We start from the raw sequence: 26,611 nt of genomic DNA, 5'->3' as shown, positions 1-26,611 counted from the left end.
AAGGGCGTTAGTTTACTTCGCCATGGCCGAGATGACAAAGTACAAGCATCGAAATGGTTCATGACGGTGATTAATCATTTTCCATCTGAATCAACAGGCTGCAATCAGGACCAGTTAATTATTTATGGCTGATGTGTGATCCAGTCCGCAACGTTATCGTCACCCATTGCCTAAGCTTATGGCACTTAACATTGTGTGCGGTTATTGACTCATATGGATGGAGGTGCAGCATGAAACATCAACACTGCCGCGTAGCGGGTAACAGCTTGATGGTACTGGGATTAGTCACAATGGTGCTGGGCGTGGGTTTCTCAATTATGAACCAGCTTCCCTCGCTTGATCTGCCAGATGCGCTGGCGCAGGGCGCAATCTTAGGCATCTTTGTTGGTGCAATGATGTGGCTGGTCGGGGCGGGTCTGAGTGGTCGTGAAAAGGTTGAAGATCGTTATTACTGGCATCGTCACTATGACAAACGTTGTCGCCGGTCGCACAATTCTCACCATTAACTGATGCCAGCAGTGACCGGATGCTGCGCGATGCGGTTCCGGCCGCTGGCCTTGGCGTGATAAAGCGCTTTATCCGCCAGTGCGAGTAAATCGTCAAAACCCTGCTGCTGATGCGTGACAGAAGCAAATCCAATGCTCACTGAGTAGGTGATTGAATTGGGTTGTGACGCACAGACAGCCTGCCGAATCGTCTCACACCAGACTTCTGCCTCTGTTGCCGCCGCGGGAATTATCGCCGCAAACTCCTCTCCGCCCAGTCGCGCAAAACGCCCCTCGGCTGGTATCAGCCCTCTGACAATGTCGCAAAAGTGAATCAATATCTGGTCGCCCTGTTGATGGCCATACCGATCATTAATGCTCTTAAAATGATCCAGATCGAACAGTATCGCGCTAAAGGGCCGGTTCTGACGGCGGCATCGCGCCACAATCTTCTCTGCTTCATTAAATAAAGCACGACGATTCCAGACGCTGGTCAAAGGATCGTGCATCGAGGCATGCTTTAAGACTGACTGCATCTGTTCATTCACCATGGCCAGGATAGTAAATGTCAGACCGATGACAAACAGAATCGATTCCAGGATGACGTAAATCGAGAAGTTTGATCCGCCAATGGCGCCAGGCAGCGTGCTGGGAATAGCGCTGTCCAGAAACAGGCGAGCCAGGTGAAACAGCAGATGGATCCACAGCAGCAGCTGTGCAGGCCAGAAAGTTGCCTTTAGCGTGTCACGTGCCAGCCAGACCAGCTGGATCAGTGCGGCGGTATAGGCGATGCAGGCGATGCAGAGCACCAGCACCCGTTTGGGTAAGCTGTAATAGAACGCCGGGAAACAGCAGAGGATGGCCCAGAGCAGGGCGCCCAGCAGCCAGTGAGTGCCGATGGGCTTGCCGCAGAATCGCCGGAACGCATTTAACAATCCGCCGTAAGCCAGCATCACTAAAACGTTACCCACTGCAACGGGCAGGAAATGCAGGCCACTGCTGCGCAGGCTACTTAAGAATACCGCAATCAGGGTAAAAACCAGCGACAGGCAGGTGAAGCCGAGAACGCGATCATATTGCGATCCGATCCAGGCAAAAAACATGATGATGCTCAGAAAACCCAGCACATAAAGCTCGCAGACAAATAACGTATAGATATCGAGGTTCATGGCGGTCAGGGTTCTTATGAGAAATGCGCTGCAAATTACCATTTTACGGCACAGGGCAGAAGCAGGGAACGTGGCGTTTTATCAAAAGAGTGAGTGGCGTTGAAAACAAGCGATTTTGGGGGAATTTATCGCGAAAATATCAGAAAAGGAAGCGCGTTAATCGGGCACCCGGCAGGCATAAAAAAACCGGGCACAGGGCCCGGTTCTGCGAAGATTAATGCTCGAACATTGCCGAGATTGATTCTTCGTTACTGATGCGGCGAATGGCTTCGGCCAGCATGCCAGATAAGGTCAGCGTGCGCACATTCGGCAGTGACTTAATCTCCTGAGAGAGTGGGATGGTATCGCAGACGATTACCTGGTCGAGTACAGATCTACGCAGGTTTTCAACCGCATTGCCGGAGAAGATCGGGTGGGTCGCGTAAGCAAATACGCGTTTAGCACCACGCTCTTTCAGCGCTTCAGCCGCTTTGCACAGCGTGCCGCCGGTGTCGATCATGTCGTCGACCAGCACGCAGTCGCGGCCAGCAACGTCACCAATGATGTGCATCACCTGAGAAACGTTCGCGCGAGGGCGGCGTTTATCGATGATGGCCATATCGGTGTCGTTCAGCAGTTTAGCGATAGCACGGGCACGTACTACGCCACCAATATCGGGAGAAACAACAATCGGGTTTTCCAGACCGATCTGCATCATATCTTCCAGCAGGATCGGACTGCCAAATACGTTATCAACCGGGACGTCGAAGAAGCCCTGGATCTGCTCGGCGTGCAGGTCAACCGTCAGAACACGGTCAACACCGACGCTGGAAAGGAAGTCTGCCACTACTTTAGCGGTGATAGGTACACGCGCGGAACGCACGCGGCGATCCTGACGGGCATAACCAAAGTAGGGGATGACTGCGGTAATACGACCAGCAGAAGCACGACGCAGCGCGTCGACCATCACAACCAGTTCCATCAGATTATCGTTGGTGGGGGCACAGGTGGACTGGATGATGAAAATATCACCACCGCGTACATTTTCGTTGATCTGTACGCTCACTTCACCATCACTGAAACGTCCTACAGCGGCGTCTCCCAGGCTGGTGTAAAGGCGGTTGGCAATACGTTGTGCTAGTTCCGGGGTGGCGTTACCAGCAAATAGCTTCATATCAGGCACGAGAAGAACCTCAGGCTTTGCGTCCAGAGAATGAACGGCATGACTGTAACCGGCGCGTACGGTCATGTGCGTTCACACGGGTGTGTTGATGCGAAACGTGCAGTGTCCGGAACGTGGTGACACTGTCACGCATTCGCTAATCGCCTCGCAGGGTACGCTGTAGCGGCGAAACATTTACGCCCCGGGCTACAAATGCGCGTACCCCATTCGGGGCAAGCTCCAGCACCTGGCGGGCAGCAGACTCGGTGTCGAATTCAGCAAACACACAAGCGCCCGTGCCAGTCAGGCGTGACGGCGCGTATTCTAGCAGCCAGGAAACAAGCTCATCAACCTCACGAAAACGTTTTCTTACCACTGCTTCACAATCATTGGTGAAGGGTGAGGCTAAAAGCGTCGATAAACTGCGCGATGGAGTATCTCGCGTCAGTTCAGGGTCGTTGAATACTACTGGGGTGCTGATATTCACGCCGGGATGGGCGACAAGATACCACTTTTCTTTCGGCTCTGCGGGATGAAGTTGTTCACCCACACCCTGGGCGAAGGCCGCGAAGCCCTGGACAAACACCGGCACATCCGCGCCCAGCTTCACGCCCATCGCTGCCAGCTCATCCGGCGTGAAGCCGGTTTGCCACAGATGATTCAGCGCCACCAGTACGGTTGCCGCATCAGAGGAGCCGCCACCGAGACCGCCACCCATGGGCAGGTTTTTCTCAACGGCAATCTGCGCGCCCGCGTGAGCGGACAGGCGGTGGTTATCCTGCGCCGCCTGTTTCAGCATGTTTGCGGCGCGGACAATCAGGTTATCCGCATCCGCAACGCCTGCCACGGGCGTTAACAGTGTAATCGAGCCGCTTTGATCGACGGTAATCTGCAACTGGTCACCGTAATCAAGAAACTGAAACAGCGTCTGCAGGTTGTGATAGCCGTCGGGACGACGGCCGGTGATGTAGAGAAAAAGATTCAGTTTTGCCGGGGCAGGCCAGTGGGTGATCATTGAACGGTCCAGCCGTCCATACGCAGTTTAATCCGCTGGTCACCCTCTTTCAGCTCCAGGCTCGAAGGCAGCGGCGGGGTAACTTTGCTGTCGTAGCCCCCGATAGAGACCTGCCAGTTCTGACCGTCGCGGCTGTAGTTCAGGCTGCTCAGCTGATAGCTCTCGTTGAGCTGATAGTCGGTGGCATCACCTGGCAGACCCATCATCCACTGGCGCAGATTCGCCAGCGGAATGTTCATGCCGGTCAGCTGCGAAATCATTTTCTGCGCATCGTTGCTGACGTAACGCTTGCCTTTGTTATCGACGATCTGTACCACCGAGCCCTGCGCATCCAGCTGCAGTTCGGTGCTGCCCAGCGGATTGGTCAGCAGCAGGCGATAGCGATCGGGCGCGGTCTGCTGCCAGTTGAAGCGGGCATAGACTTTCTGCTTGTCAGAAAGGTAGGCAAAGGCGCCGCGGGTCTGATAGTGCGTGACCTTTGAGACCGCCTGCTGATGCTGTTGCCACTGTGGCGCGGTAACGCTGGGGCCCGGGCCTTGCGGTTTGTTGACGCTACAGGCTGCCAGCAGCACGCTGGCAAGGGGCAAAAGGCGCAACAGATTGCGTGGTGAATTAAGCATCAAGTGGTCATCTCCTCGGACACATTTATTATTCGTAACGGATAACGCTAACCGTCCCGGTTTTAACCGTCAATGCTGTTATGCAGCAAATTGAGCACGATCGGGTTAATCTTATTACAGTCATAGGCTTTGTATGGCTTTTCTTGATCTGCCGCATCTTGTAGAATGCGCCTCACAAAACCCTGACATTATTGGGACATCCCAACCAAAACCGCTATGACGCTGCTCGCTCTCGGAATCAATCACAAGACAGCCCCCATTGCTCTGCGCGAACGCGTCTCGTTCGGGCCGGAGACGCTTGAGCAGGCGTTAAACAGCCTGTTATCACAGCCAATGGTGCAGAGCGGCGTGGTGTTGTCCACCTGTAACCGGACTGAACTCTATCTGAGTGTAGAGCAGCAGGCCGACTTACAGGCGCGTCTGGTAAGCTGGTTATGCAATTATCATCAGCTGGATGAAGAGGATGTGCGAAACAGCCTCTACTGGCATCAGGATAACGAGGCGGTCAGCCATCTGATGCGCGTTGCCAGCGGACTCGACTCACTGGTGCTGGGCGAACCGCAGATCCTCGGTCAGGTGAAAAAAGCCTTTGCCGACTCATCACGCGGTCAGGCGCTGAGCAGTGAACTGGAACGCATGTTCCAGAAAACCTTCTCGGTTGCCAAGCGCGTGCGTACGGAAACGGATATCGGTGCCAACGCGGTGTCGGTGGCGTTTGCCGCCTGTACGCTGGCCCGTCAGATCTTCGAATCGCTCTCTTCCGTCAATGTCTTGCTGGTTGGCGCTGGTGAGACCATTGAGCTGGTGGCGCGTCATCTGCGTGAACATCAGGTCAAAAATCTGATTATCGCCAACCGTACCCGCGAACGTGCCGAAACACTGGCGTCGGAAGTGGGTGCAGAGGTGATCACCCTGGCGGAGATCGACGCCCGTCTGGCAGAAGCCGACATTATTATCTCGTCCACCTCCAGTCCGCTACCGATTATCGGTAAGGGGATGATGGAGCGCGCGCTGAAAGCGCGACGTAACAAGCCAATGCTGCTGGTCGATATTGCGGTTCCGCGCGACGTAGAGCCGGAAGTGGGCGACCTGCCTAACGCCTATCTCTACAGCGTGGATGACCTACAGGCGATCATCGAGCAGAACCTGGCGCAGCGCAAAGCGGCCGCGGTTCAGGCCGAAAGCATCGTGGTTCAGGAAAGCAGCGAATTCATGGCATGGCTGCGCTCACAGGGCGCGGTGAATACGATCCGTGAATATCGTTCTCAGGCGGAAGAGATCCGCGCTGAGCTGGAAGGCCGTGCGCTGCAGGCGCTGCAGCAGGGTGCCGATCCGCAGAAAGTCATGCAGGAACTGGCGCACAAGCTGACCAACCGTTTAATACACGCTCCAACCAAATCACTTCAGCAGGCCGCCCGCGACGGCGATAATGAACGCCTGCAGATTTTACGCGACAGCCTGGGTCTCGATTAGGCACACCGCTGTCGCCACCTGTTACGGGAATCCCACATTTAAATGAAAACCTCTATAGTTGCCAAACTGGAAGCCCTGCAGGAGCGCCACGAAGAAGTGGAAGCGATGCTGGGCGATGCAGGCGTGATCGCCGATCAGGAGCGTTTCCGTGCGCTGTCACGCGAATATGCTCAGCTGACCGATGTGACCCGTTGCTTCCGCGACTGGCAGCAGGTGCAGGAAGATATCGAAACCGCGCAGCAGATGCTCGACGATCCTGAAATGCGTGACATGGCGCAGGAAGAGTTACAGGAAGCGCGTGAGAAGAGTGACGTTCTGGAGCAGCAGTTGCAGGTTCTGTTGCTGCCGAAAGATCCCGACGATGAGCGCGCCTGTTTTATCGAAGTGCGCGCCGGAACCGGCGGCGATGAAGCGGCGATTTTCGCCGGCGATCTCTTCCGCATGTACAGCCGCTATGCCGAAGCGCGTCGCTGGCGCGTGGAGATCATCAGCGCCAATGAAGGCGAGCATGGCGGTTACAAAGAAGTGATTGCCCGCGTCACCGGCGAAGGTGCCTATGGACGCCTGAAGTTTGAGTCAGGCGGCCATCGCGTGCAGCGCGTGCCGGAGACCGAATCCCAGGGCCGCATTCACACCTCAGCCTGTACCGTTGCCGTGATGCCGGAAATCCCGGAAGCGGAACTGCCGGAAATCAATGCGGGCGATCTGAAGATCGATACTTTCCGCTCATCCGGCGCAGGCGGTCAGCACGTTAACACCACCGACTCCGCTATTCGTATTACCCACCTGCCAACCGGTATCGTGGTGGAGTGTCAGGACGAACGTTCACAGCATAAAAACAAAGCCAAAGCGCTGGCGGTGCTGGGCTCGCGTATTCACGCTGCAGAGATGGCCCGCCGTCACGCCGCCGAAGCCAGTACCCGACGCAACCTGCTGGGCAGCGGCGATCGTTCTGACCGTAACCGCACCTACAACTTCCCGCAGGGCCGCGTGACCGATCACCGTATCAACCTGACCATCTACCGTCTGGATGAAGTGATGGAAGGGAAACTCGACAGCCTGATTGAACCGATTGTTCAGGAGTACCAGGCCGATCAACTGGCGGCGCTGGCTGGTCAGGATTAATGGATATTCGTCACTGGCTGAAACAGGCGGTCGCCACGCTGTGCGGTGGTGACAGTCCGAAGCGTGACGCAGAGATCCTGTTAGGTTTTGTGACCGGAAAATCACGCAGCTGGTTAATCGCCTTTGATGAAACGGTGCTCAGCGATGAGCAGCTGACGCAGCTGGATAGCCTGCTGGCGCGTCGCGCCCGCGGTGAGCCGGTGGCGCATCTGGTGGGCGAACGCGAGTTCTGGTCGCTGCCATTGCGTGTCAATGACGCCACGCTGATCCCGCGCCCGGATACCGAACTGCTGGTTGAACAGGCGCTGGCACATCTGCCCGCAGCACCGGCAACCATTCTGGATATGGGCACCGGCACCGGAGCGATTGCGCTGGCGCTGGCCAGCGAGCGTCCCAATTGTCAGGTCACCGGCGTGGATCGCATTGAAGCCGCCGTTGAACTGGCGAGCAGTAATGCGCAGCAGCTTAGCCTCACCAACACCACCTTTCTGCTCAGTCACTGGTTCCAGGCGCTGACGCCACAGCGCTTTACCCTCATTGTCAGCAACCCACCCTATATAGATGCCAGCGATGTTCATCTGGAGCAGGGCGACGTGCGTTTTGAACCGCGCAGCGCGCTGGTGGCGGATGAAGCGGGACTGGCGGATCTGCGCACGCTGATCGAGCAGGCGCCCACATGGCTGCTGCCGGGTGGCTGGCTGCTGCTGGAACATGGCTGGCAGCAGGGCGAGGCGGTGGCCACGCTGATGCGGCAAAAAGGCTATCACGCCGTGGAAACCGTCGACGATTACGGCGGCAACCCGCGTGTGACCTTAGGTCAGTTCCCTTCATAAAAGCGCTTTGAAAAGGATTCATGATGTTCGCCTTTTATCCCCTGATTAAAAATCTGCACATCTTAACGGTGGTGCTTACCGTGACGCTGTTCCTGCTGCGGTTTTACTGGCTGCGCCGTGGATCGGCAATGATGACGAAACGCTGGGTGCGCATCCTGCCGCACGCTAACGACACCCTGTTACTGCTGACCGGCGTCTCGCTGGTGATGATTACCCACTTCTATCCCTTCACGCCGCAAGGAAGCTGGCTGACGGAGAAGCTTTTAGCGGTTATCATCTACATCGCCTTAGGATTTGTGGCATTGAGTCGCCGTCCACGCACTGATCGCACCCGCTGGATCGCTTTTCTGGTAGCGTTAATCGCCCTGGTGACCATCATTAAGCTGGCGCTGACCAAAATGCCGTTATGGGGATAGCATGACCTCGACCGAACAATTAGATTTCAGCCAGACACCGCTGTGTGAAGCGGTGATTGGTGCCACGCTTGCCATCCGCGCCGATTTCCCGGCGTTGTCGGTGGAAGCACAACTTGCGGCGTTAGTCGCCGAAGCACGTGACTATGTCAGCCATACCGAAGATGCTGACATGCAGCTCGAAAAGCTGCTGGAGCTGTTCTATCGCCAGTGGGGATTTTGCGGTGCCAGTGGCGTCTACAATCTTTCTGATGCTCTCTGGATCGACAATGTGCTGAAGACCCGTCGGGGCACGGCGGTGTCATTGGGCGTTATCCTGCTGCACATCGCCGCCGAGCTGGAACTGCCGCTGATGCCGGTGATCTTCCCGACGCAGCTGATTCTGCGCGCCGACTGGATTGATGGCGATAAGTGGATGATCAACCCGTTTAATGGGGAAACGCTTGACCGGCACACGCTGGAAGTGTGGCTCAAAGGCAATATCAGCCCGACAGCGCGTCTGTATGACGACGATCTCGACGAAGCCAAAACCGTCACCGTGATGCGCAAGATGCTCGACACGCTGAAAGCGGCATTGATGGAAGAGAAGAAGATGGAGCTGGCACTGAACGTCAGTCAGGTGCTGTTGCGTATCGATCCTGACGATCCCTACGAAATCCGCGATCGCGGTTTGATCTATGCGCAGCTGGAGTGCGAACATATCGCCCTGAATGATTTAACATACTTCGTTGAGCAGTGTCCTGAAGACCCGGTCAGCGAAATGATCAAAGTTCAGATTCACGCAATCGAACAAAAACAGGTCACGCTGCACTAAGCGGACCCACTGAAAAGGAAAGGGCATGACACAGAAAGTCGTGAGTATTGGCGATATCAAAGTCGCAAACGATCTGCCATTTGTGCTGTTTGGCGGGATGAATGTACTGGAGTCGCGCGACCTGGCGATGCGCATCTGCGAACACTACGTTACCGTCACCAGTAAGCTTGGTATTCCTTACGTATTCAAAGCGTCATTTGATAAAGCGAACCGCTCCTCTATTCACTCCTATCGTGGCCCTGGCCTGGAAGAGGGGATGAAGATTTTCCAGGAGCTGAAGCAGGCTTTCGGCGTCAAAATTATCACTGATGTGCACGAAGCGTCCCAGGCGCAACCGGTATCTGAAGTGGTTGATGTGATCCAGCTGCCCGCATTCCTGGCGCGTCAGACTGACCTGGTGGAAGCGATGGCGAAAACCGGCGCGGTCATCAACGTCAAGAAGCCCCAGTTCGTCAGCCCGGGTCAGATGGGTAATATCGTTGATAAGTTCGCTGAAGGCGGCAACGAGCAGGTCATCCTGTGCGATCGCGGCAGCAATTTCGGCTACGACAATCTGGTTGTCGACATGCTCGGCTTTAACGTGATGAAGAAAGTCACCAAAAACAGCCCGGTGATTTTCGATGTCACCCATGCGCTGCAGACGCGCGATCCGTTTGGCGCAGCATCAGGCGGTCGTCGTGCTCAGGTAGCTGAGCTGGCGCGTGCCGGTATGGCGGTCGGCATTGCTGGTCTGTTTATCGAAGCGCACCCGGATCCTGAACACGCCCTGTGTGACGGCCCGTCCGCGTTGCCGCTGGATAAGCTGGAGCCATTCCTGGTGCAGATGAAAGCGATTGACGACCTGGTGAAAAGCTTCCCGGAACTCGATACCAGCAAATAAGTTTGCTGCAAAAAAAAGAGCGATTAATCGCTCTTTTTTTCGCCTGAAATCCGGTGACGTTACAGCATGATGGTCATCAGATAACCGATAAACAACGCCAGATGCGCGGCTCCATTCAGTACATTTGTGCGCCCGGTCGAGAAGGAGAGCTGACAGAGAAGCAGCGACGCCATCATAATCACCATCTGCGGCGGCTCCAGACCAAATATCAGCTCCTGTCCGGTCAGGGTGGCAATAATGGTTACCGCCGGTACCGTGAGTGAGATGGTCGCCAGCACCGAACCAAAGAAGAGGTTCATGGCGCGCTGCACCTGATTCATTAGCACGGCCTTAATCGCCCCCAGGCCTTCCGGTGAGAGGATCAGCAGGGCCACCAGGAAACCGGTAAACTGTGCCGGTGCATTCAGATCCGTCAGCAGGCTTTCCAGCGTATTAGCATTCATCTTGGTCACGGCAATGACCGCAATCAGATGCACGATCAGCCAGCTGGTATGCCAGAAGCTGCTGTGGGCCGACGGTTTGCCATGATGCGGGTCGCCATCATCGCTCTCATCTTCATGCTCATAGACAAACAGGCTCTGATGGGTTTTGGTCTGAATCAGCAGGAACACGCCATACATCGCCGCTGAAATCGCCGCGATCAGCAGTGCCTGAGTGACAGAGAAATTACCGCCCGGCAGTGCGTTGGGAAACACCAGCACCAGAATCGCCAGGGGAAAGATAGCGATCAGGTATTGCTTCACGCCCGCCAGATTCACGTATTGCGTCGCAAACTTATTACCGCCCAGCAGCAGCGCAAAGCCAACCAGTCCGCCGGTTACAATCATCACGATCGAATAGAGCGTATCGCGCATCAGCCCGGGTGCGGCATCGCCGGTCGCCATCAGCGCCGAGATCAGGCTCACTTCCAGAATCACCACGGAGAGACTCAGGATCAGAGAGCCATAGGGCTCGCCCAGCCGGTGCGCCAGCACGTCGGCATGTCGTACAACGCTAAAGGCGCTGCTCAGAATGGCAACCAGTGCTACTAAGTTGATACCGACTACAATCGGAAATGATGTGTTTGCACCAAAAAAATAGAGTATACCCAGCGTGATAAGGGGAAGTATCAGCGAGAATTCCTTGTGACGTGTTTTTTCATGTGAAGGCATTCACCATCCTCTCTGGTTAATGATTATCCGGACACAGCGAGTGCTGCTGTTAGAAATATAATCAGTTTTAGGGCAGGGCGCAGTTTATCTTTTCACCGCTCCGAACGGGAAAAATTTACTGCTTTTTACTTAAATGCAATAAATGGTCGAAGCGGTATTAACCTGAAGTTATCTCAAATATTGCAATATTAATCAGGCCACAACAATTTCTCTTTACACATCTATCTGACCGTAGGATGCCAGAAAATCTGCTTATCATTGTAACTTGTGTGGCCTGTTTCTGGTTTTTAATTTGAAGTGGAGATAAGTTGCTGTTTGTATTTTTGTTCTGTTGCGCCAGGCTTAACAGGAATCCATAAACTGAGGAGCCGTTATGCCTTACTCTAAACGAACCGACTTACCTGAAAACGTAAAACACGTGCTTCCCGCGCATGCGCAGGATATCTATCAGCAGGCATTTAACAGCGCGTGGGAAGAATATAAAGAGGCTAAGGATCGACGCGGCGATGATTCACGGGAAGAGGTGGCGCATAAAGTCGCCTGGGCAGCCGTGAAGAAAGAGTATGAGAAAGGTGATGACGATAAGTGGCATCCTAAACGTTAACACCGTCGCTAGCCTGTTCACGCCAAAGGGCCAGGATAATCTGGCTCTTTTTTCATCTTCGCTATAAGGTTTATCTGGTTTTTTTAACCTGCGACCGGAATCACGCTTGAAACCCCGCGCGGAAATAGATTAATGTCAATTTGATGAACGAAACGCAGCGCCGTTTTGGAGATCATGTTACAGGAGCCATTCTGCAGGACGCCGTTGACGTTGAGGAGGTCGCATTGCTTACCCGGGAATTTCTATTAAAAGCGGATTGTAAAACGTCGTTCGGGGATATCGAAGAGGCGTTGCTCTGGAGTTGCGAGCAGCGCGCGGCCTCGCTGGCAGCCACGCTGGCCTGTCGTCCCGATCACAGCCCGGTATGGATCTTTGGTTACGGCTCGCTGATGTGGAACCCGATTTTTGAGGCGGATGAAGTGGCGTCCGGTTCGCTGGAGGGCTGGCACCGTGCTTTCTGCCTGCGGCTGATTGCCGGACGTGGTACCGCCACGCATCCCGGCCGCATGCTGGCGCTGAAGCAGGGCGGCAGAACCACGGGTCTGGCGTTTCGTCTGCCGGAAGAGCGCCTGCATGAAGAGCTGGCGCTGCTGTGGAAGCGTGAGATGATTACCGGCTGCTATCTTCCAACCTGGTGTGAATTACAGCTGGAGGATGGTCGCAGCGTCACTGCGCTGACCTTTATTATGGATCCGCGTCATCCGCTGTATGAATCGGACTCCTGCCCGGAGGCGATTGCGCCATTAATCGCCGCGGCCACTGGCCCGCTTGGCTCGAATGCGCAATATCTGTTTGCTCTGGAAGAGGAGCTGACCCGGCGCGGCATGGAGGAGGAGAGTCTGAGCCGGCTGGCCCATCAGGTGCGGACACTGCAGCAAGCCTGCCTGAAGCAGGCCTGAACCGGGGCATAAGCAGAGAAAAAGGGCGCGACAGGGTCGCGCCTTTTTACGATCCGGCTGCGGATTACCGGGCTTAGTTACCCGGATTAATCAGCCAGGTGCCGGGCTTATCGATGGTCAGGGATTGAGTGTGCGTTTCACTGCCATTCTTAACGTCAATTTTGTACTGTCCCGCCGCCAGATTCAGCGCGGCAAATCCGCTGCTGCCCGGTTTTACCTCGACCGGCTGTCCGTTAAGCACCACGCTTTCACCGCTCTCCAGCTTAAGATAGACGGTCGCCAGCGCGGCCGGAACGGCAGCGGCTGACGGAATTGATGCGGGCGCCTGCGTCATGGCTGAGCTGTTGTTAACTACCTCTGGTGTGGCACTGTGGCGATTCGCCAGCCAGGTGGCGACAACCACGGCCAGAATAGCCACGGCAGCCAGGCCCAGCAATCCAGGCGACATTTTACGCACCGTGCGCGGCGTCACCGGCTCGGCGGACGCGGCGGCATGATTCATCGCCATCACCACCGGCGCAGCAGCCTCCACCGGCTCCTCGACAGGCAGAGCAGGCGATTCACCCGGCACCGGGAAGCTGTTTACCACCGCTTCCACATCACTGACCGGCAGATCAATCAACGCGGCAAAGGCATCAATCGTTTGTGGGCGATCGCCTGGCTTCATTGCCAGCGCGCAGTCAATGGCATGCAGCAGCGGCAGCGAATAGCCTTCTGGCTGGCGTTCCACCAGCGGCTGATAATTATCTTCAATGCAGCGCACCACGCTGACCGGCGGCGGATTACCGGTAATCAGGTTATGCAGCACCGCGCCCAGGGCGTAGATATCGGTCCACGGCCCCTGTTCAACTTCACCCTCTTCGCTGTACTGCTCAATCGGCGCAAAGCCAGGTTTAAGCATGATTTCCGTTTCGTCAGAGAGGTTGCCAATCTCTTTACGCGCCGAGCCAAAATCGAGCAGAACCGGCAGCTGGTTCTCCTGAATCTGAATATTGTCGAGCGAGATATCGCGATGCAGATAGCCGGCCTGATGGATGGTGCTGATGGCACCCAGCAGCGGTGGCAGCAGGCGGCGGATCCAGGCTTCAGTGATCGACGCCGGGGTGGTTACCTGCCACTCTTTCAGCGTCATACCGCTGTAGTAGAGCGTGCCCATATAGGCTGTGCCGTTCTGCTCCCAGAAGCGCAGCACGTGCAGCAGTCCCGGATGATTAAAGCGGGCCAGCAGACGCGCTTCCTGAATAAAGCTGGTGAGCCCGGCATTAAACAGCTTCTGGAAACGCTCACCGCGCAGCTCCAGCGTTAAATCGGCGGCACGGACTGCCAGCGACACCGGCATGTACTCTTTGATTGCAATAGTGCGTTCAAGCTGGTGATCCCACGCGCGATAGACGATGCCGAAGCCGCCGCCTCCGATCACTTCCTTGATCTCAAACTCATTGAAACGGTATCCGTCAGGCAGGGCATTCGGAACGGTTTTCGGATTATCATTTGCCGACATAGTGAACTCTCTGTACACGGCCTGCTCGCCAGGCTGCGCGGTAATTAATTGATGTTACGCCAGGCACCAATGGCAGGATCAACCAGATCCGCGTGCAGGGTGTCGATGAGTAACACATTCACTTTTTGCTGTGGCATGAAATAGGGCGCCCAGTGGCTGCGCAACGTATCAACTCGCGATTTCACAGCGTCAGCATCCTGCTGCGCAGCATTCTTATCCATCTTTATCAACAGGGCACCATTGAAGCGCCAGACATGTTGTTTGGCATCAAAGGGCAGCACCAGCCAGCTATCATTCGCATCCGGGCGTGTCACAATCATGCGCTGATTGTTCGCGGCGATAACCTCCAGCTTGCTGTCCGGGATCGTCAGATTGGCGATGGGATAGCCCTGATAAAAGGTGACTGCCACCGGCGTTGGGTGGTCCGGAGTCGCCAGCATCAGCTCACTTTTGCCTTCTGCCCAGCCATCCGGTGAGCACTGCTGCTTGCTGACATCCGGGATAAACAGGGTCTGGGCATTTTCATCCCAGGCGGTGCGAAAATGGCAGCCGCTGGGGAGATCAAAATGTTGCAGCGGCGTACTGTTGGCGGGCCGTGACAGGTCAAGCGGTGCAGCATTACTCTCACTGGCGCTGGCTGTAGCATCTGCCATCACGATAGGACGCCAGTTCTGCAGCTTACTGGCGCTGCCGCTGGCCAGTACGCCACCCTCTTTACTGGTCATCTGCCAGGGTAGCTCGTCCAGTAATCCGCACTGATTAGCGAGCAGGGTGCCGACGCGCGGTAAAAAGGTGGTCAGCACCGCCGAATCCTTACTTTTGCCGGAGACGATGCGCAGTGGCAGCGTCTCTTTGCACCAGTCGTCAGGCGCTTTACTCACCACATTATCGATATAGACCTCCAGCGCCAGGCTGGGGGAGTAGACAACCCGATAATTTTCAGCCTGGGCGTGAAAGGCAATCAGCAGGGTGATGATGCCGGGCAACCACAGTTTCATAAGGATCCTTGGAATCAAAAACGAGGCGGCAGAAAGCGCGCCGAATCAGCCAGTGAATAGAGCAGCGTTGCCTCCTCCGGCTCACCAATCCAGACCGCCAGTGCGCTGAGATTATCTTTCTTAACGTTGCGGCTCACCGCCTGTTCCATCAGAGCCAGCCACTCTTCGCAGGCATTCACCATGCGCAGCGCCTGTTCCATTTCATGACTGGCCAGATTAAGCCAGAAGCCATCGGTGCAGACCAGAAACGCGTCGCCATCCTCCAGCGCAATCTCCTGCGAAAAGCTTACTAAGCGAGGCGGTTCAGCGCCGAGCGCATTATAGAGTAAATTACTGTTAATGCCGGTATTTTCATAGCCCGCTTCTTTCAGCTGCTGGGCCAGACTGTGATCGCGAGTGACCTCATGAAGCACGCCGCGGCGGAAGTGGTAAACCCGGCTGTCACCGGCATGCGCCCACCATGCACGCTGTTTTTCACGGTCAATAAACAGGGCCGCCAGCGTGGTGCTCATGCGTGAATATTTCGGATTTTTACCCTGTGCCTCATGCAGCGCTAAGCGGCACTGTTCAATCGCCTGATGGGTTATCTCCGGCGTCAGATCGGCGTGCGCCTGTAACTGGCTCAGCAGGGTGTCACGCACCAGCTGCGCCGCCATCTCGCCGCCGGGCAGACCGGCCACGCCGTCGCAGACCACAAAGCAGGCTTTACGCTCATCCAGCTCTGCGCCGGTGCGATCCTGATTATCATCGCGTAGCCCCTGCTGGCAGCGGCTGGCAAAAACGATTTTCATGGTTCATCTACCCGCGTCTGAGAGTCCTTGTACTGATTCACCTCCATGTCATAGGCGTGGAGAAAGGCCTCGCCAAACAGCGTATGGAAATCATCTTCGATCTCTCCGGCCGTACGCTGATAATTACGGGTAAAATAGTCCCACAGCGCCGCCTTCTTCATGGCGGAAAAGGGCATTTTTGACACCACGCCATCGGCACGCGCCTGCTCCTCCAGCCGCTGCGGATTAAAGGATTGCAGCATCGCCGCAATAATGGCGCGGATACCGGCAATCATCCCCAGCTGGTGGGCCTGCAAATCGACCAGGGCATCGCGTACCGCCTGTTCCGGCGGCATAAACCCGGGCATCTGGCTCTGGTACATCTGCATCAGCACGGTTTTGCCGGAGGGCAGGATCTTGAACGGGTTGTTGGCCTCATTCAGGATCATCGTCATGTCCGCTTTGACACCACGCTTGAGAATGGATCGGGAAGAGAGCAGCGCGACGGTGCCCTGGGAAAAGAGGCTCAGCATCCGGCCAGTAATGCGCATCTGCTCTTCATCTACCGGTGTGGCGTGACCGTTGCTCAGCCCCATCCCCTCCAGCAGTGCGGCAATCAGCCGATCCTGATCCACCGGCTGCGCCGTCAGCGCCCGACGCGGCTCGCTGGCCTGGGGGTCGATAGCCAGTCGCGCATCGTTGTGGCGCTCGTGGCGTGAAGGCGTTACCTCACTGACCAGCAGCCGGTCCTCAACCTCATGATGTTCGTGAATGCCCAGCGGATTTGCGGGCTGAGCGCTGTCGCCAGCAAACAGCGCCAGCGGATCGCTCTGCGTGGCCTGGCAGGCGGGGTCTCGTACTTCCAGCGCATAGTCACCGATGCGCAACGCATCGCCATGCTTCAGCACGACCTGCATGCCGCGACCCAGGGTAATGCCGTTATGCTCCACCGGGGTCACGCTGCCCTGGTTCGTCAGACGGCACTCCCCGTCATGCGACAGGTGAACCAGCGCCTGCAGACGCGAAATGGCCCGAGTCTCATCTGGCAGCACCAGATCGTTGTCCTGACTGCGGCCAATGGTGCCGCCAGGCGGTTGAAACGCGACGCTTCTGACCGGAACATCCGTAGTGCATTGCACAATGGTAAATTGCATGAGTTATCCCAGATTGAACGGCAAACGCTTCCGGCCTCACTCGAACATGGGAGGATAGAGGCCATTACGTCCCGGCTGTGAACCTGCCGCCGGGTTAAACAGTAACGAAAACAGTTGCGCGGTGAGGTTGCCGCTGTGCTTGTGGGTCGCGTGGGCAAAACCATCACTGCGGTTACTCCACCAGTAGCTCATATGCTGCTGAGGGTCGAAACGTTCAGCCACTTCACGCCAGCTCAGCGTGCAGGGCAGATCCTGAAAACCGATCACATCCATGATTTCAGAGGGCTTCCTGGCCGGCACCAGCAGCGGTGGCAAAGCCTGTATCTGCTGCTCTAACTGCTCGCCGTTCAGCGGTGTCTGAACCGCCCGTAACAGTGTCGCGCCCAGATCCTGAAACCAGTCGCCGGAAATGGTCAGCTGAGCAGGATGCCACTGAGCCAGCGTGAAGCTGTGCAGGGCCAGCAGCGGCCAGGCGCGTCCGACGCGGTCACAGGAGGGCAGCAGACAGCCCATCTGTATCTGCGGTCGGGTCGCGGTAACCGGCAGCACAAAGTTCCACACTGGCGCGTGGAGAAAGTCCGCGCTGTAGGAATACGCCTGCTGATGCCAGTGCATTAATCCCTGCTGGAACCAGTGATTCCACGGGCTAATCTGTTGCTCGCTCAGTCGATGGTGCAGAAAGTCACCGGTCGACGGCAGCTTGCCATACCAGCCGGGGGCCGTGTAAGCAGCCATGTTCACCTCACCATTACTCGCTATGCGAGTTTGATTGCGGGGCCGGGTGCCGCGGCGCTACCGCCAGCATGCCGCCCGCCTGATCCGCAATTTTCAGATTCTCTGCAAGCTTGCGCATCATCAATGCATTATCACGTGCATAAGGCGACGACTGAATCTGCTGATCCAGCAACTGGCTCAGGTGCCAGTCAAGCTGCTGCAGGTCGCGGGCGCTTACCGTATCGGGCAGGGAGCGCTGTAAATTTTGCAGCAGCCAGGCCCGTAAAAACTCGCCATCATAATTACGCGGTTGATAGAGCATCTGATAGGCGCGCAGCGCATTGCGGCTGTAGGCGTTATCATCACCCGGGTCGTTGCGCAGGATATTCGTGATCTGCTGCGCCACACGCGGCAGCAACAAAGACTTAAGCGCATTTTGATAAAGCACCCAGGCGGCATCGCTGATCTGATTACCCCGGTATAAGCCCGCCCGCATAGTAAGCGGCGGATTATCGAGGGAAAAGCGCGCCGAGAGCGGCAACTTCACCAGGTTATTCAGAAAGGGTAGCAGATCAAAAATATTATCAGCAGGCTGATGAATCACCTGCTGACTTTGCTCACGGATAATCGGGACGCGCGCAGCTACCTGCTGCAGATAGTGTTGATTCTGATAGTAACTGATGCCCCACAGGCTGGAGGCGATCAGCAGGGCGCCTGCCAGCACGCCGTAGCCAATCCAGTGGAACAGCTGATTACGGTACTCCCAGCGGCGATTACTGCCGGCCAGGCCGCTCTCTTTGAATATCAGATCGCTGAGCAGGTCACGAATAAAGAAGCTCTGGCCTTTGTTGCCGGGAATCGGACTGTTGCGGTTAACGCTGTCCCAGGCCGCAATCGAGTGATCGCCCGCCTGACGCAACTGCAGTTTGCGGCTCAGTTCACCCATCACCCGATCAAACGGCAGGCCTTCCTGGGTGCCGCTGGTGAAGAAGAGGCCGCGCGGGCTCCAGGCGACCGCATCCTGGTGATCAGAGAAAACGATATCCAGATATTCGTTCAGCAGTGGACGCAGCGAGGCGAACTCCTGCGGGAAGAGGAAGCACTCAGCGCGCTCATTCAGGTCGCGCTCATGGGTCATCTGCTCCGCCAGTTGCTGCTGGAGCTGCTGTTCCAGCCGCTGAAACTGCTGACCAAAATGGCGATGCCAGTCATCTTTGTGCGGCTTGCCCAGCTCCCAGTTGAACGTGAAGCCCCAGATAGCGTCACGCCGCGCTTTATCAATCGAGCCGAAGTAGCTCATAAAGCCTTTCAGCAGATCGGTTTTGGTGACCATCACATAAACCGGGAAGTGAATACCGGTCTGCTGATGCAGTTCTGCCATGCGCTCACGCAGCGCGCTGGCCTGGGCGAAACGCGCCTCGGCTGAATCACTCAGCAGATCGGCGACGCTGATGGTCATGATCACACCGTTAATCGGCTGGCGGGTGCGATAGCGTTTCAGCAGGTTGATAAAGCTGTGCCATTCCGCGGCATCTCGCACGCGCTGGCTCTCCTGCAATGCATAACGACCGGCGGTATCAATCAGCACCGCGCTGTCAGTAAACCACCAGTCACAGTTGCGGGTGCCCCCGACGCCGCGGACCGCATTTTTGCCCAGCGTATCGGTCAGCGGGAAATCGAGGCCGGCATTAAACAGCGCGGTGGTTTTACCAGCGCCGGGGGCACCCATGACCAGGTACCAGGGCAGCTGATAGAGATAATTAGCGTTAAAGCGTGAGAGCAGGTTCCCGCTGTGACGACGGCCAAACTGGGTGCGTTTCAGCTGCATCGCAGCTTCGCTGAAGCGCTGGTTGAGCCGCTCTTCGGTCATCTGACGTTCCGCCGGGTCGTCGTTGCCCGACAGCTGAAGCTGTGTCAGTAAGCGGCTGTTGAACCAGGCACGATAGAGCGACGGGATCAGCTGGAACAGGATCCAGAGAAAATAGAGGGCGCTCACGGTAAGCTGGCGAGGCAGTACGGGTTCCAGTGGGCGCGATTCGCCCCATGACCAGAACGGTCCCAGCATCCAGACCAGGCAGCTCAGCGCCGTGACGCCAATAAAGCTCCACAGCAGGCGATGCGTTAGCAGCAGGCGAAGGGAGGCGCGCATTATTGTGCTCCTTGATGATTACTGAGCGTTTCAGGCGCGGCAAACAGGGTGATTTCAACGCGGCGGTTGCGGGTCCGGTTTTCGCTGCTGTCGTTGGGCAGCAAGGGGTCGCTGTCGCCGCGGCCTTCGGAGCGAACCGTATGACCATCAGCCAGTTGCAGTTGTAACAACTGGGTGATGGCGCGGGCGCGAGCAAATGAGAACTCATAGCTGGAGGCAAAGCGGCTGTTATCCACCGGATGATCATCGGTAAACACCGACACCAGAATGGTCCCTTTGACATCTTTCATTGCGGTTGAGACGCGGGCCAGCAGGGCGCGCCCCACCGGATTGATCACCGTGCCCTGCTCGGCGAACAGTTTGTCCGCGGGGATGATCACTTTGCTGCCAAAGGCACCATCGCTGACCTCAAGCTGCCCGGCTGCAATCACATCATTCAGGCGCTGACGCAGATCGAGCAGCGCCTGCGGGGAAGAGGGACGACGGCCCGCGGTAATCTGCGGCAGCGGCGTCTGATAGATAGTACGCAGCAGCGGTTCGGCGGCATTGCCGAGACGCCAGTTCAGGCCGCTGTAGATCAGGCAGCCGATCAATGCGACCAGCATGGCACAGGCCCAGAGCGGCACCATCGGGCGGGCGAGGGTACTCACCAGCGGATGCACTTCCACCAGTGGCGGTTGCGCTGTCTGGCGCTGGGCGCGCGTTTCGTCAATCAGGGTTTTCAGGCGTTTACGGATACCATCGCACTGGGTGCGACCATTTTCACTGCCGCGATAGCGGCCTTCATAGCCCAGCAGCAGACAGTATTGCACCACTTCCAGCAGCCAGAGGTGTTGTTGCGGACTTTGTGAAATGCGCGACAGCAGTTGAAAGAATTTTTCGCCGCCCCAGCTTTCATTATGGAAGGTCACCAGCATGCCGTTGCCAGACCAGACGCCGCGCGTGCCCCATGGAGTTTGCGCCGCCGCTTCATCGAGCGCGCTGCAGATGCAGTAACGCGCGCCGATAATCATCTCAAACGGCAGCCCTGCCTGTTTACAGCGTTGTTCAAACTGGCGGATTTCATCGATCAGAGACTGGCGCAGACCCGCAGGGTCATCGTGGGTGGCTGCCTGACGAATTTGCACCACCGCGTTCAGCAGTGGCGCCGCAGCCTGAAGTAAGAGATTCTCATTGCCTGAGGGGGTCGCCTCACGCGCAGGGGATTCCACAGTCATTAATTCGTGATCTTCCAGCCAATGGCAAATCCCTGTACCCGCAGCCCGGGACGGTTCTGCGGGCAATATGCGCCGGATTTCATATTCAGTCTAAGATCCAGGTCGCGGTATCGTTAGTCCGGCAGGCTTTGCTGGCGCCGCCGACGGCCACACAGACCTGTTTCGTTTTGCGGGGACGGGGACGATCGCTCTGCACGGTGGCATCGTAACGGCTGCTCTCTACACCCGCTTTTAACGGCACATAACCGATCAACGGGCCGTCAGCCTGGTCAGCAATCGCCAGCCAGCTATGTTCCACATTACCTAATACTTCGAACGGCTTACCCGTTTCGAGATAGCGAACCACTTTGCCGCCGTAATCAGGCGAGGTCATGACGGATGCACCATAAAGCGCCCGCCAAGTCTGATTGACCGGCTCAAATTCAGTCGGTGCCGCGACAGCGTGTCGATGGACCAGTTTGACGCCGTTAATTTCGCTGGTGACCAGCGTATCGTCAGTGACGGGCGGCGGCGGGGCCTTACAGCCTGCCAGGGTAAGAACCGCCAGCAGCGTTAACGCAAGACTCTTTTTCACCATGTTCCTCGTGATCTCATCAAAGTATCTGCATATTGCCAGGCCCGATGCCAGGAGGCGATCTTTATCGCGCCGCATCGTGCCGAAATTCTGTTTTTAAAAAAAGGGTCAGATTACATCGGGATAGTAACGCATTCAGTTTACCTAAGACTTTTGAGAATTCAAACCATTGCACCCGCTGCCGATGCGTGATAGCAGGCGCTTTACGGGCGGGTTTCGGTATAAGAAAAGCGCCAGCTAAGATGATAGTTAAATCGAACTGAATTATCGCAGAGACAAACTGGTTGAGAACAGTGCCGCGCATTCTGACATGCAATGAATCCGATTGGAAACTATTAAGATTTACTAATAAATTATTGCCGAAAAAATTTATCAATTTGCGTTAAGAAACTTATCAAAATCAGATTTTACGCCCCTGCTCAGACCCTCTTTTTTCCGGAAAGCGGCACGCCTTTTGCTTCTGAAAGGTTTTAACCGCACTGAGGTGAGCAATGAGGGACGCCCTGACCTGGCTGCAGGCATCACGCGCGAGCGATATCGCCAGCCTGCAACGTCTTCTGGAAACCGGTGAGCTGATGGCTGCCGTCAGTGAACTGGTCCATCGGTTGCAGCGGGAACGCGGCGCAAACAACCTCTGGATCTGCTCTGGCGGAGCGCTGTTCAGCGCCGAGCGTCATGCCCGCCAGCAGGAGGTCAGCGCCGGCCTGGAGCATTTTTATCAGGCGCTACCGCCCGCCATAGCGCAGCCCGGCTACAGCCGCTTCTGTAACCTGATTGCCGCTGCCCTGCAGGCACTGGCCGGACTGCCTGCGCTGCGCCAGCAAATCAGCCAGCGTGAGCTTGATCAGGCCGCGGCGATGGCCGCCTTTAACCAGGTCATCCGTACTTTACTCAATCTGGTGTTTGAGGCAGCCGACACCGCCAGCTATCCCGGCATCTCCCGTGCACTGATCGCCCTGTTCAGTTTTATGCAGGGCAAAGAACTGGCCGGGCAGGAGCGGGCCATCGGCTCAGCCGGCTTTGCGGCGCGTCAGTTCACCCCCGACCAGCGCAGCCAGATGGTCGCCCTGATTGCGGCACAGGAGCAGAGCTTTATCACCTTTCGGGAGTTTGCCGACAGCGCCGCGTGTGAATCCTGGCAGCCGCTGGCTCAGGCCAGCCGCGACATCGAACGCCTTCGTCGCATCGCCTGCACCGGCGGCCGTTGTGATGAGACCGGCGCGCTGCACTGGTTTTCGCTGCTCTCAGAGCGGCTGGATCAGATGAAAATGCTGGAGGATGCCCTGACGGCGACATTGATGCAGCGCTGCCGGGCTGCCATTGATCAGGCACAACAGCAGGCGGCAGGAAAAGTGGTGCAGGGCGACAGCAATTTTTCGCTTTACGTCTCCGGGGCGGACTGGCTGCCTGGCGCGGCGGCGCTCGACAGCGACGGTCTGGCCCCGCAGCTGGGGCGCTCGGTGCTCTCGCTGATTGGCGAACAGTCGCAGCGTTTGCAGCAGCAGGCAGATGAACTGGCGGCGATGCGCGCCTCACTGGACGAGCGGCGGGTGATCGATCAGGCCAAACACTGGCTGATGCAGCAGCAGGGTTTCACGGAAGAGGCCGCGTGGCAGGCATTACGCAAAAGTGCGATGAATCAGAATAAGCGGGTACTGGAGATCGCGCAGGCGGTACTGGCGGTAGCGAAGACCCTGAGTAACTAACCCGGACGAGGTAGCTGCACAACCGTTGTGCGTGATCTGCGTCAGAAATGTGCAAAAACGGTTAATTTTTCAACAGTGCGTCACCGCAGGTCGGCATTATGGCGGTTTCGGGGATCTGGCACACCCTTTGCTTAATCCCTACAGAGAGTACGCATTGCTCCCGCCAATGGCGGTGGGGTCAGTGCTTTGGATAAAGGCGTCCATCCGCAGGCTTCGGCTTGTCGGAGGACGCCTTTTTTTATTTCTGTTCAGGGGCAACATGATGAGCAAAACGCCATTTTCACTGACACGACGTCAGGCGCTGATCTCCGGCGCCGCGCTGGGTGCGGCCTGGATCGTTCCGGGATTACGAAATGCGGTCTGGGCAGCGGGATCGGATGCGCCAGAAAAAGCGCAGGTGCGGGTCGGCTTTATCCCGCTCACTGACTGCGCGCCGGTGGTGATGGCCTCTGTGAAAGGCTTCGACAAAAAGTATGGTCTCACATTGCAGGTCAGCAAAGAGGCGAGCTGGGCGGCGGTGCGCGACAAACTGACCTCCGGTGAGCTGGATGCGGCGCATGTGCTCTACGGCATGATCTACGCCCTGCAACTGGGCGTAGCGGGCCCGCAGCACGACATGGCGAACCTGATGACGCTCAACCATAACGGCCAGGCGATTACCCTGTCGAACCAGCTGAAAGCCAGTGGGGTCACCGATGCGGCCAGCCTGAAAAAGGCCATTGATGGCAGCGCTAAAGGCAGCTTTACCTTCGCCCATACCTTTCCGACCAGCACCCACGCCATGTGGCTCTACTACTGGCTCGCCAATGCGGGCATCCACCCGTTTGATGACGTGCGCACCGTGGTCGTGCCACCGCCGCAGATGGTGATGAACATGAAAATTGGCAACATGAGCGGCTTCTGCGTTGGTGAGCCGTGGAACCAGCGCGCCATCAGCGACAACATCGGTTTTACCGCCGCTACCAGTCAGCAGATCTGGCCGGAGCATCCGGAAAAAGTGCTTGGCACCCGCGCGGAGTGGGTGAAAGAGAACCCCAACACGGCCCGTGCACTCACCGCCGCTGTGCTGGAGGCAGCGCGCTGGATTGATGCCTCGGACGACAACCGCCGCGAAACCGCGCAGGTGTTAGCCGGTCGCGCCTGGATCAATACCAAAGTGGAGACGTTACAGGGGCGGATGCTCGGTCAGTATCAGAACGGCCTGGGGCAGTCGTGGCAGGACGCTCACCCGATGCGCTTCTTTGACAACGGCAACGTCAGTTTTCCCTGGCTCTCAGACGGCATGTGGTTCCTGACCCAGATGAAACGCTGGGGCCTGCTGGCCAGCGATCCCGACTACCTCGCGGTGGCGCGCCAGATCAACCGCATCGACATCTACAAACAGGCCGCCAGCGCAGTCGGGCAGGTTGCACTGCCCGCCAGTGAAATGCGCAGTAGTACCTTCATCGACGGCAAGGTCTGGGATGGCAGCGATCCTGCCGCCTACGCCGCCAGTTTCGCCATCAAACGTTAAGAGAGGTTGCTATGAAAACTGACGCGCGCGCCCTGGCGCAGCCGGTGCAGAGTCACAACAGTGCCACCGTTATTCCGTTACAGGTCACCCCGAAAGCCGCAGCCCGTCCGGCGCGTCTGCGTCCGCTGTTGCAGCGCGCCATTCCCGCCACCGGTGGCCTGTTATTAATGCTGCTGGTGTGGCAGATCGCGGCGCTGTCGCAACCGGGTTTCCCTTCGCCTTACGCCACCTGGCAGGCCGCTCAGGTCCTGTTTGCTGATCCGTTCTACAGCAACGGCCCCAACGATCAGGGCATCGGCTGGAACGTGCTGGCGTCGCTGCAACGCGTCGGCATTGGATTCGGCCTGGCCGCGCTGGTCGGCATTCCGGCGGGCTTTTTAATCGGTCGCTTTAGCTTTATGGCGCAGATGTTCAATCCCGTCATCGCCCTGCTGCGGCCGGTGAGTCCGCTGGCCTGGCTGCCGATTGGCCTGCTGCTGTTTCAGCGCGCCGAGCCTGCCGCCAGCTGGACCATTTTTATCTGTTCGATCTGGCCGATGATCATCAACACCGCCGAAGGAGTTCAGCGTATCCCGCAGGATTACCTCAACGTGGCGCGGGTGTTACAGCTCTCTGAGTGGACGGTAATGCGCCGGATCCTGCTGCCCGCCGTGCTGCCCGCGGTGCTGACCGGGGTCCGTCTCTCTATCGGTATCGCCTGGCTGGTGATCGTCGCCGCCGAAATGCTGACCGGCGGACTGGGCATCGGCTTCTGGATCTGGAATGAGTGGAACAACCTCAACGTGGAAAACATTCTGGTCGCCATTCTGGTCATCGGCGTAATCGGGCTGTTGCTGGAACAGGGCCTGATGCTGCTGGTCCGTCGTTTTAGCTGGGATAAATAAGGAGAGCACGATGCAACAGATTATTCGCGTCCAGCAGGTCAGCCAGCGTTTTGCCACCGCCAGCGGCGAGTTTCTGGCGCTGGACAATGTCAGTTTTGATATTCACGAAGGGGAAACCCTGAGCCTGATCGGCCACTCCGGCTGCGGCAAATCGACGCTGCTGAACCTGATTGCCGGTTTAACCCGGCCCAGCAGCGGCGTGCTGCTGTGTGATAACCGCGAAATCACCGGCCCCGGCCCGGAGCGCGCGGTGGTGTTTCAGAACCATTCGCTGCTGCCGTGGCTGACGGCATTTCAGAACGTCGAACTGGCGGTGCAACAGGTGTTTAAAGGACGCTTCAGCAAAGCGGAGATGCGTGACTGGATCGAGCACAACCTTAACCGGGTGCAGATGAGCCATGCCATGCACAAGCGGCCCGGCGAAATATCCGGCGGTATGAAGCAACGCGTCGGTATTGCGCGGGCGCTGGCGATGAAGCCACGCGTGCTGCTGCTGGATGAGCCGTTTGGCGCGCTGGACGCCTTAACCCGCGCCCATCTGCAGGACAGCGTGATGCGCATTCAGCAGGAGCTGAACACCACCATCGTGCTGATTACCCATGACGTGGATGAAGCCGTGCTGCTGTCAGATCGGGTGCTGATGATGACTAACGGCCCGGCGGCGCAGGTTGGCGAGATCCTCACTGTCGATCTGCCACGTCCGCGTTCACGGGTGGCGCTGGCGGATGAGCCGCGCTACCACCAGTTGCGACAGAAAGTGCTGCATTTCCTCTATGAAAAACAGACCACTGCGGCGTAAGGAACAGACC

26 protein-coding genes are annotated in these 26,611 nt (G+C 57.1%); 13 read left to right on the top strand and 13 right to left on the bottom strand.

The annotated features are described in order from the left end of the window. Positions 1–230 precede the first annotated feature (230 nt). Entirely contained in the window at positions 231–506 is a 276-nt protein-coding gene (gene ychH / locus EPG66_RS03650) for a stress-induced protein YchH (protein ID WP_010245880.1), read from the top strand. Here the strand turns inward: ychH and EPG66_RS03645 are convergent. The 4 genes from EPG66_RS03645 to lolB form a co-directional block, all read right to left on the bottom strand. Next, on the bottom strand, positions 503–1,654 hold the full coding sequence (locus EPG66_RS03645) for a GGDEF domain-containing protein (RefSeq protein ID WP_039391735.1): 1,152 nt from the start codon (positions 1,652–1,654) through the stop codon (positions 503–505). The two genes, ychH and EPG66_RS03645, sit on opposite strands and share 4 nt — an antisense overlap. A gap of 214 nt (positions 1,655–1,868) precedes the next feature. Then, positions 1,869–2,816 carry a ribose-phosphate diphosphokinase gene (prs, locus tag EPG66_RS03640; protein ID WP_182685976.1) on the bottom strand — a complete coding sequence of 316 codons (948 nt, stop codon included), beginning with the start codon at positions 2,814–2,816 and terminating at the stop codon, positions 1,869–1,871. A 136-nt stretch (positions 2,817–2,952) separates the two neighbouring features. Next, on the bottom strand, positions 2,953–3,810 hold the full coding sequence (ispE, locus tag EPG66_RS03635; RefSeq protein ID WP_031594612.1) for a 4-(cytidine 5'-diphospho)-2-C-methyl-D-erythritol kinase: 858 nt from the start codon (positions 3,808–3,810) through the stop codon (positions 2,953–2,955). Further along, entirely contained in the window at positions 3,807–4,430 is a 624-nt protein-coding gene (gene lolB / locus EPG66_RS03630; protein ID WP_031594611.1) for a lipoprotein insertase outer membrane protein LolB, read from the bottom strand. Before lolB ends, ispE begins: the two co-directional genes overlap by 4 nt. Positions 4,431–4,646: 216 nt before the next feature. Between lolB and hemA the strand changes: the two genes are divergently transcribed. Genes hemA through kdsA form a run of 6 tightly spaced genes read left to right on the top strand, consistent with a single transcriptional unit; the run spans position 4,647 to position 9,968 of the window. Continuing rightward, complete coding sequence (hemA, locus tag EPG66_RS03625; protein WP_010669985.1) at positions 4,647–5,903, top strand: glutamyl-tRNA reductase; 1,257 nt, start codon at positions 4,647–4,649, stop codon at positions 5,901–5,903. 42 nt (positions 5,904–5,945) lie between these two features. Beyond that, the gene (prfA, locus tag EPG66_RS03620; protein ID WP_010245863.1) at positions 5,946–7,028 is read left to right on the top strand and encodes a peptide chain release factor 1; all 1,083 of its coding nucleotides are present in this window, start codon (positions 5,946–5,948) and stop codon (positions 7,026–7,028) included. After that, a complete protein-coding gene (gene prmC, locus EPG66_RS03615) occupies positions 7,028–7,861 on the top strand; it encodes a peptide chain release factor N(5)-glutamine methyltransferase (RefSeq protein WP_182685967.1) in 834 nt (277 codons plus the stop codon). The genes prfA and prmC overlap by 1 nt, the downstream gene beginning before the upstream one ends. A gap of 23 nt (positions 7,862–7,884) precedes the next feature. After that, positions 7,885–8,277: a SirB2 family protein gene (locus EPG66_RS03610; RefSeq protein WP_031594610.1), complete on the top strand. Its 393-nt coding sequence runs from the start codon at positions 7,885–7,887 to the stop codon at positions 8,275–8,277. Between the two features lies 1 nt (position 8,278). Beyond that, positions 8,279–9,088: an invasion regulator SirB1 gene (gene sirB1, locus EPG66_RS03605; protein ID WP_010669988.1), complete on the top strand. Its 810-nt coding sequence runs from the start codon at positions 8,279–8,281 to the stop codon at positions 9,086–9,088. Between the two features lie 25 nt (positions 9,089–9,113). Then, positions 9,114–9,968 carry a 3-deoxy-8-phosphooctulonate synthase gene (gene kdsA, locus EPG66_RS03600; RefSeq protein WP_010669989.1) on the top strand — a complete coding sequence of 285 codons (855 nt, stop codon included), beginning with the start codon at positions 9,114–9,116 and terminating at the stop codon, positions 9,966–9,968. A gap of 59 nt (positions 9,969–10,027) precedes the next feature. On the opposite strand, the gene chaA is transcribed toward kdsA, so the two are convergent. Continuing rightward, positions 10,028–11,119 carry a sodium-potassium/proton antiporter ChaA gene (gene chaA / locus EPG66_RS03595; protein ID WP_064704449.1) on the bottom strand — a complete coding sequence of 364 codons (1,092 nt, stop codon included), beginning with the start codon at positions 11,117–11,119 and terminating at the stop codon, positions 10,028–10,030. A 373-nt stretch (positions 11,120–11,492) separates the two neighbouring features. On the opposite strand from chaA, the gene chaB reads away from it, so the two are divergent. Next, complete coding sequence (gene chaB / locus EPG66_RS03590) at positions 11,493–11,723, top strand: putative cation transport regulator ChaB (RefSeq protein ID WP_033767055.1); 231 nt, start codon at positions 11,493–11,495, stop codon at positions 11,721–11,723. 224 nt (positions 11,724–11,947) lie between these two features. After that, entirely contained in the window at positions 11,948–12,622 is a 675-nt protein-coding gene (locus EPG66_RS03585) for a gamma-glutamylcyclotransferase (protein ID WP_162848978.1), read from the top strand. 73 nt (positions 12,623–12,695) lie between these two features. Here the strand turns inward: EPG66_RS03585 and EPG66_RS03580 are convergent, their stop codons facing one another. The 8 genes from EPG66_RS03580 to EPG66_RS03545 all read right to left on the bottom strand — a co-directional run bounded on the left by EPG66_RS03580 (position 12,696) and on the right by EPG66_RS03545 (position 21,702). Continuing rightward, positions 12,696–14,123 (bottom strand): serine/threonine protein kinase, encoded by a 1,428-nt coding sequence (locus tag EPG66_RS03580; RefSeq protein WP_182685965.1) that lies wholly within the window; start codon positions 14,121–14,123, stop codon positions 12,696–12,698. Between the two features lie 44 nt (positions 14,124–14,167). After that, positions 14,168–15,121: a hypothetical protein gene (locus tag EPG66_RS03575; protein WP_010245838.1), complete on the bottom strand. Its 954-nt coding sequence runs from the start codon at positions 15,119–15,121 to the stop codon at positions 14,168–14,170. Between the two features lie 14 nt (positions 15,122–15,135). Beyond that, positions 15,136–15,912 carry a PP2C family protein-serine/threonine phosphatase gene (locus EPG66_RS03570; protein ID WP_031590518.1) on the bottom strand — a complete coding sequence of 259 codons (777 nt, stop codon included), beginning with the start codon at positions 15,910–15,912 and terminating at the stop codon, positions 15,136–15,138. Beyond that, a complete protein-coding gene (gene tagH / locus EPG66_RS03565) occupies positions 15,909–17,045 on the bottom strand; it encodes a type VI secretion system-associated FHA domain protein TagH (RefSeq protein WP_031590517.1) in 1,137 nt (378 codons plus the stop codon). The genes EPG66_RS03570 and tagH overlap by 4 nt, the downstream gene beginning before the upstream one ends. Before the next feature lie 36 nt (positions 17,046–17,081). After that, positions 17,082–17,780 carry a type VI secretion system-associated protein TagF gene (tagF, locus tag EPG66_RS03560; RefSeq protein WP_010245828.1) on the bottom strand — a complete coding sequence of 233 codons (699 nt, stop codon included), beginning with the start codon at positions 17,778–17,780 and terminating at the stop codon, positions 17,082–17,084. A gap of 13 nt (positions 17,781–17,793) precedes the next feature. Next, complete coding sequence (tssM, locus tag EPG66_RS03555) at positions 17,794–19,908, bottom strand: type VI secretion system membrane subunit TssM (protein WP_039391748.1); 2,115 nt, start codon at positions 19,906–19,908, stop codon at positions 17,794–17,796. Next, positions 19,908–21,125: a type IVB secretion system protein IcmH/DotU gene (icmH, locus tag EPG66_RS03550; RefSeq protein ID WP_115758411.1), complete on the bottom strand. Its 1,218-nt coding sequence runs from the start codon at positions 21,123–21,125 to the stop codon at positions 19,908–19,910. Before icmH ends, tssM begins: the two co-directional genes overlap by 1 nt. 85 nt (positions 21,126–21,210) lie before the next feature. Further along, positions 21,211–21,702 (bottom strand): hypothetical protein, encoded by a 492-nt coding sequence (locus tag EPG66_RS03545; protein ID WP_010245819.1) that lies wholly within the window; start codon positions 21,700–21,702, stop codon positions 21,211–21,213. 488 nt (positions 21,703–22,190) lie between these two features. On the opposite strand from EPG66_RS03545, the gene EPG66_RS03540 reads away from it, so the two are divergent. The 4 genes from EPG66_RS03540 to EPG66_RS03525 all read left to right on the top strand — a co-directional run bounded on the left by EPG66_RS03540 (position 22,191) and on the right by EPG66_RS03525 (position 26,601). Beyond that, positions 22,191–23,405 (top strand): nitrate regulatory protein, encoded by a 1,215-nt coding sequence (locus EPG66_RS03540; RefSeq protein WP_039391751.1) that lies wholly within the window; start codon positions 22,191–22,193, stop codon positions 23,403–23,405. A 262-nt stretch (positions 23,406–23,667) separates the two neighbouring features. Continuing rightward, the gene (locus EPG66_RS03535; protein ID WP_010245814.1) at positions 23,668–24,918 is read left to right on the top strand and encodes a CmpA/NrtA family ABC transporter substrate-binding protein; all 1,251 of its coding nucleotides are present in this window, start codon (positions 23,668–23,670) and stop codon (positions 24,916–24,918) included. Between the two features lie 11 nt (positions 24,919–24,929). Next, positions 24,930–25,802, top strand: a complete 873-nt coding sequence (ntrB, locus tag EPG66_RS03530) for a nitrate ABC transporter permease (RefSeq protein ID WP_010245811.1) — start codon at positions 24,930–24,932, stop codon at positions 25,800–25,802. Positions 25,803–25,812: 10 nt separating this feature from the next. Next, entirely contained in the window at positions 25,813–26,601 is a 789-nt protein-coding gene (locus EPG66_RS03525) for an ABC transporter ATP-binding protein (protein WP_010245808.1), read from the top strand. Positions 26,602–26,611: the final 10 nt, after the last annotated feature.

Source organism: Pantoea pleuroti (genome assembly GCF_014156615.1).
GTDB lineage: Bacteria > Pseudomonadota > Gammaproteobacteria > Enterobacterales > Enterobacteriaceae > Pantoea > Pantoea agglomerans.
Note: the sequence above shows the minus strand (reverse complement) of the source record. Positions and strands in the feature narration are given on the sequence as shown.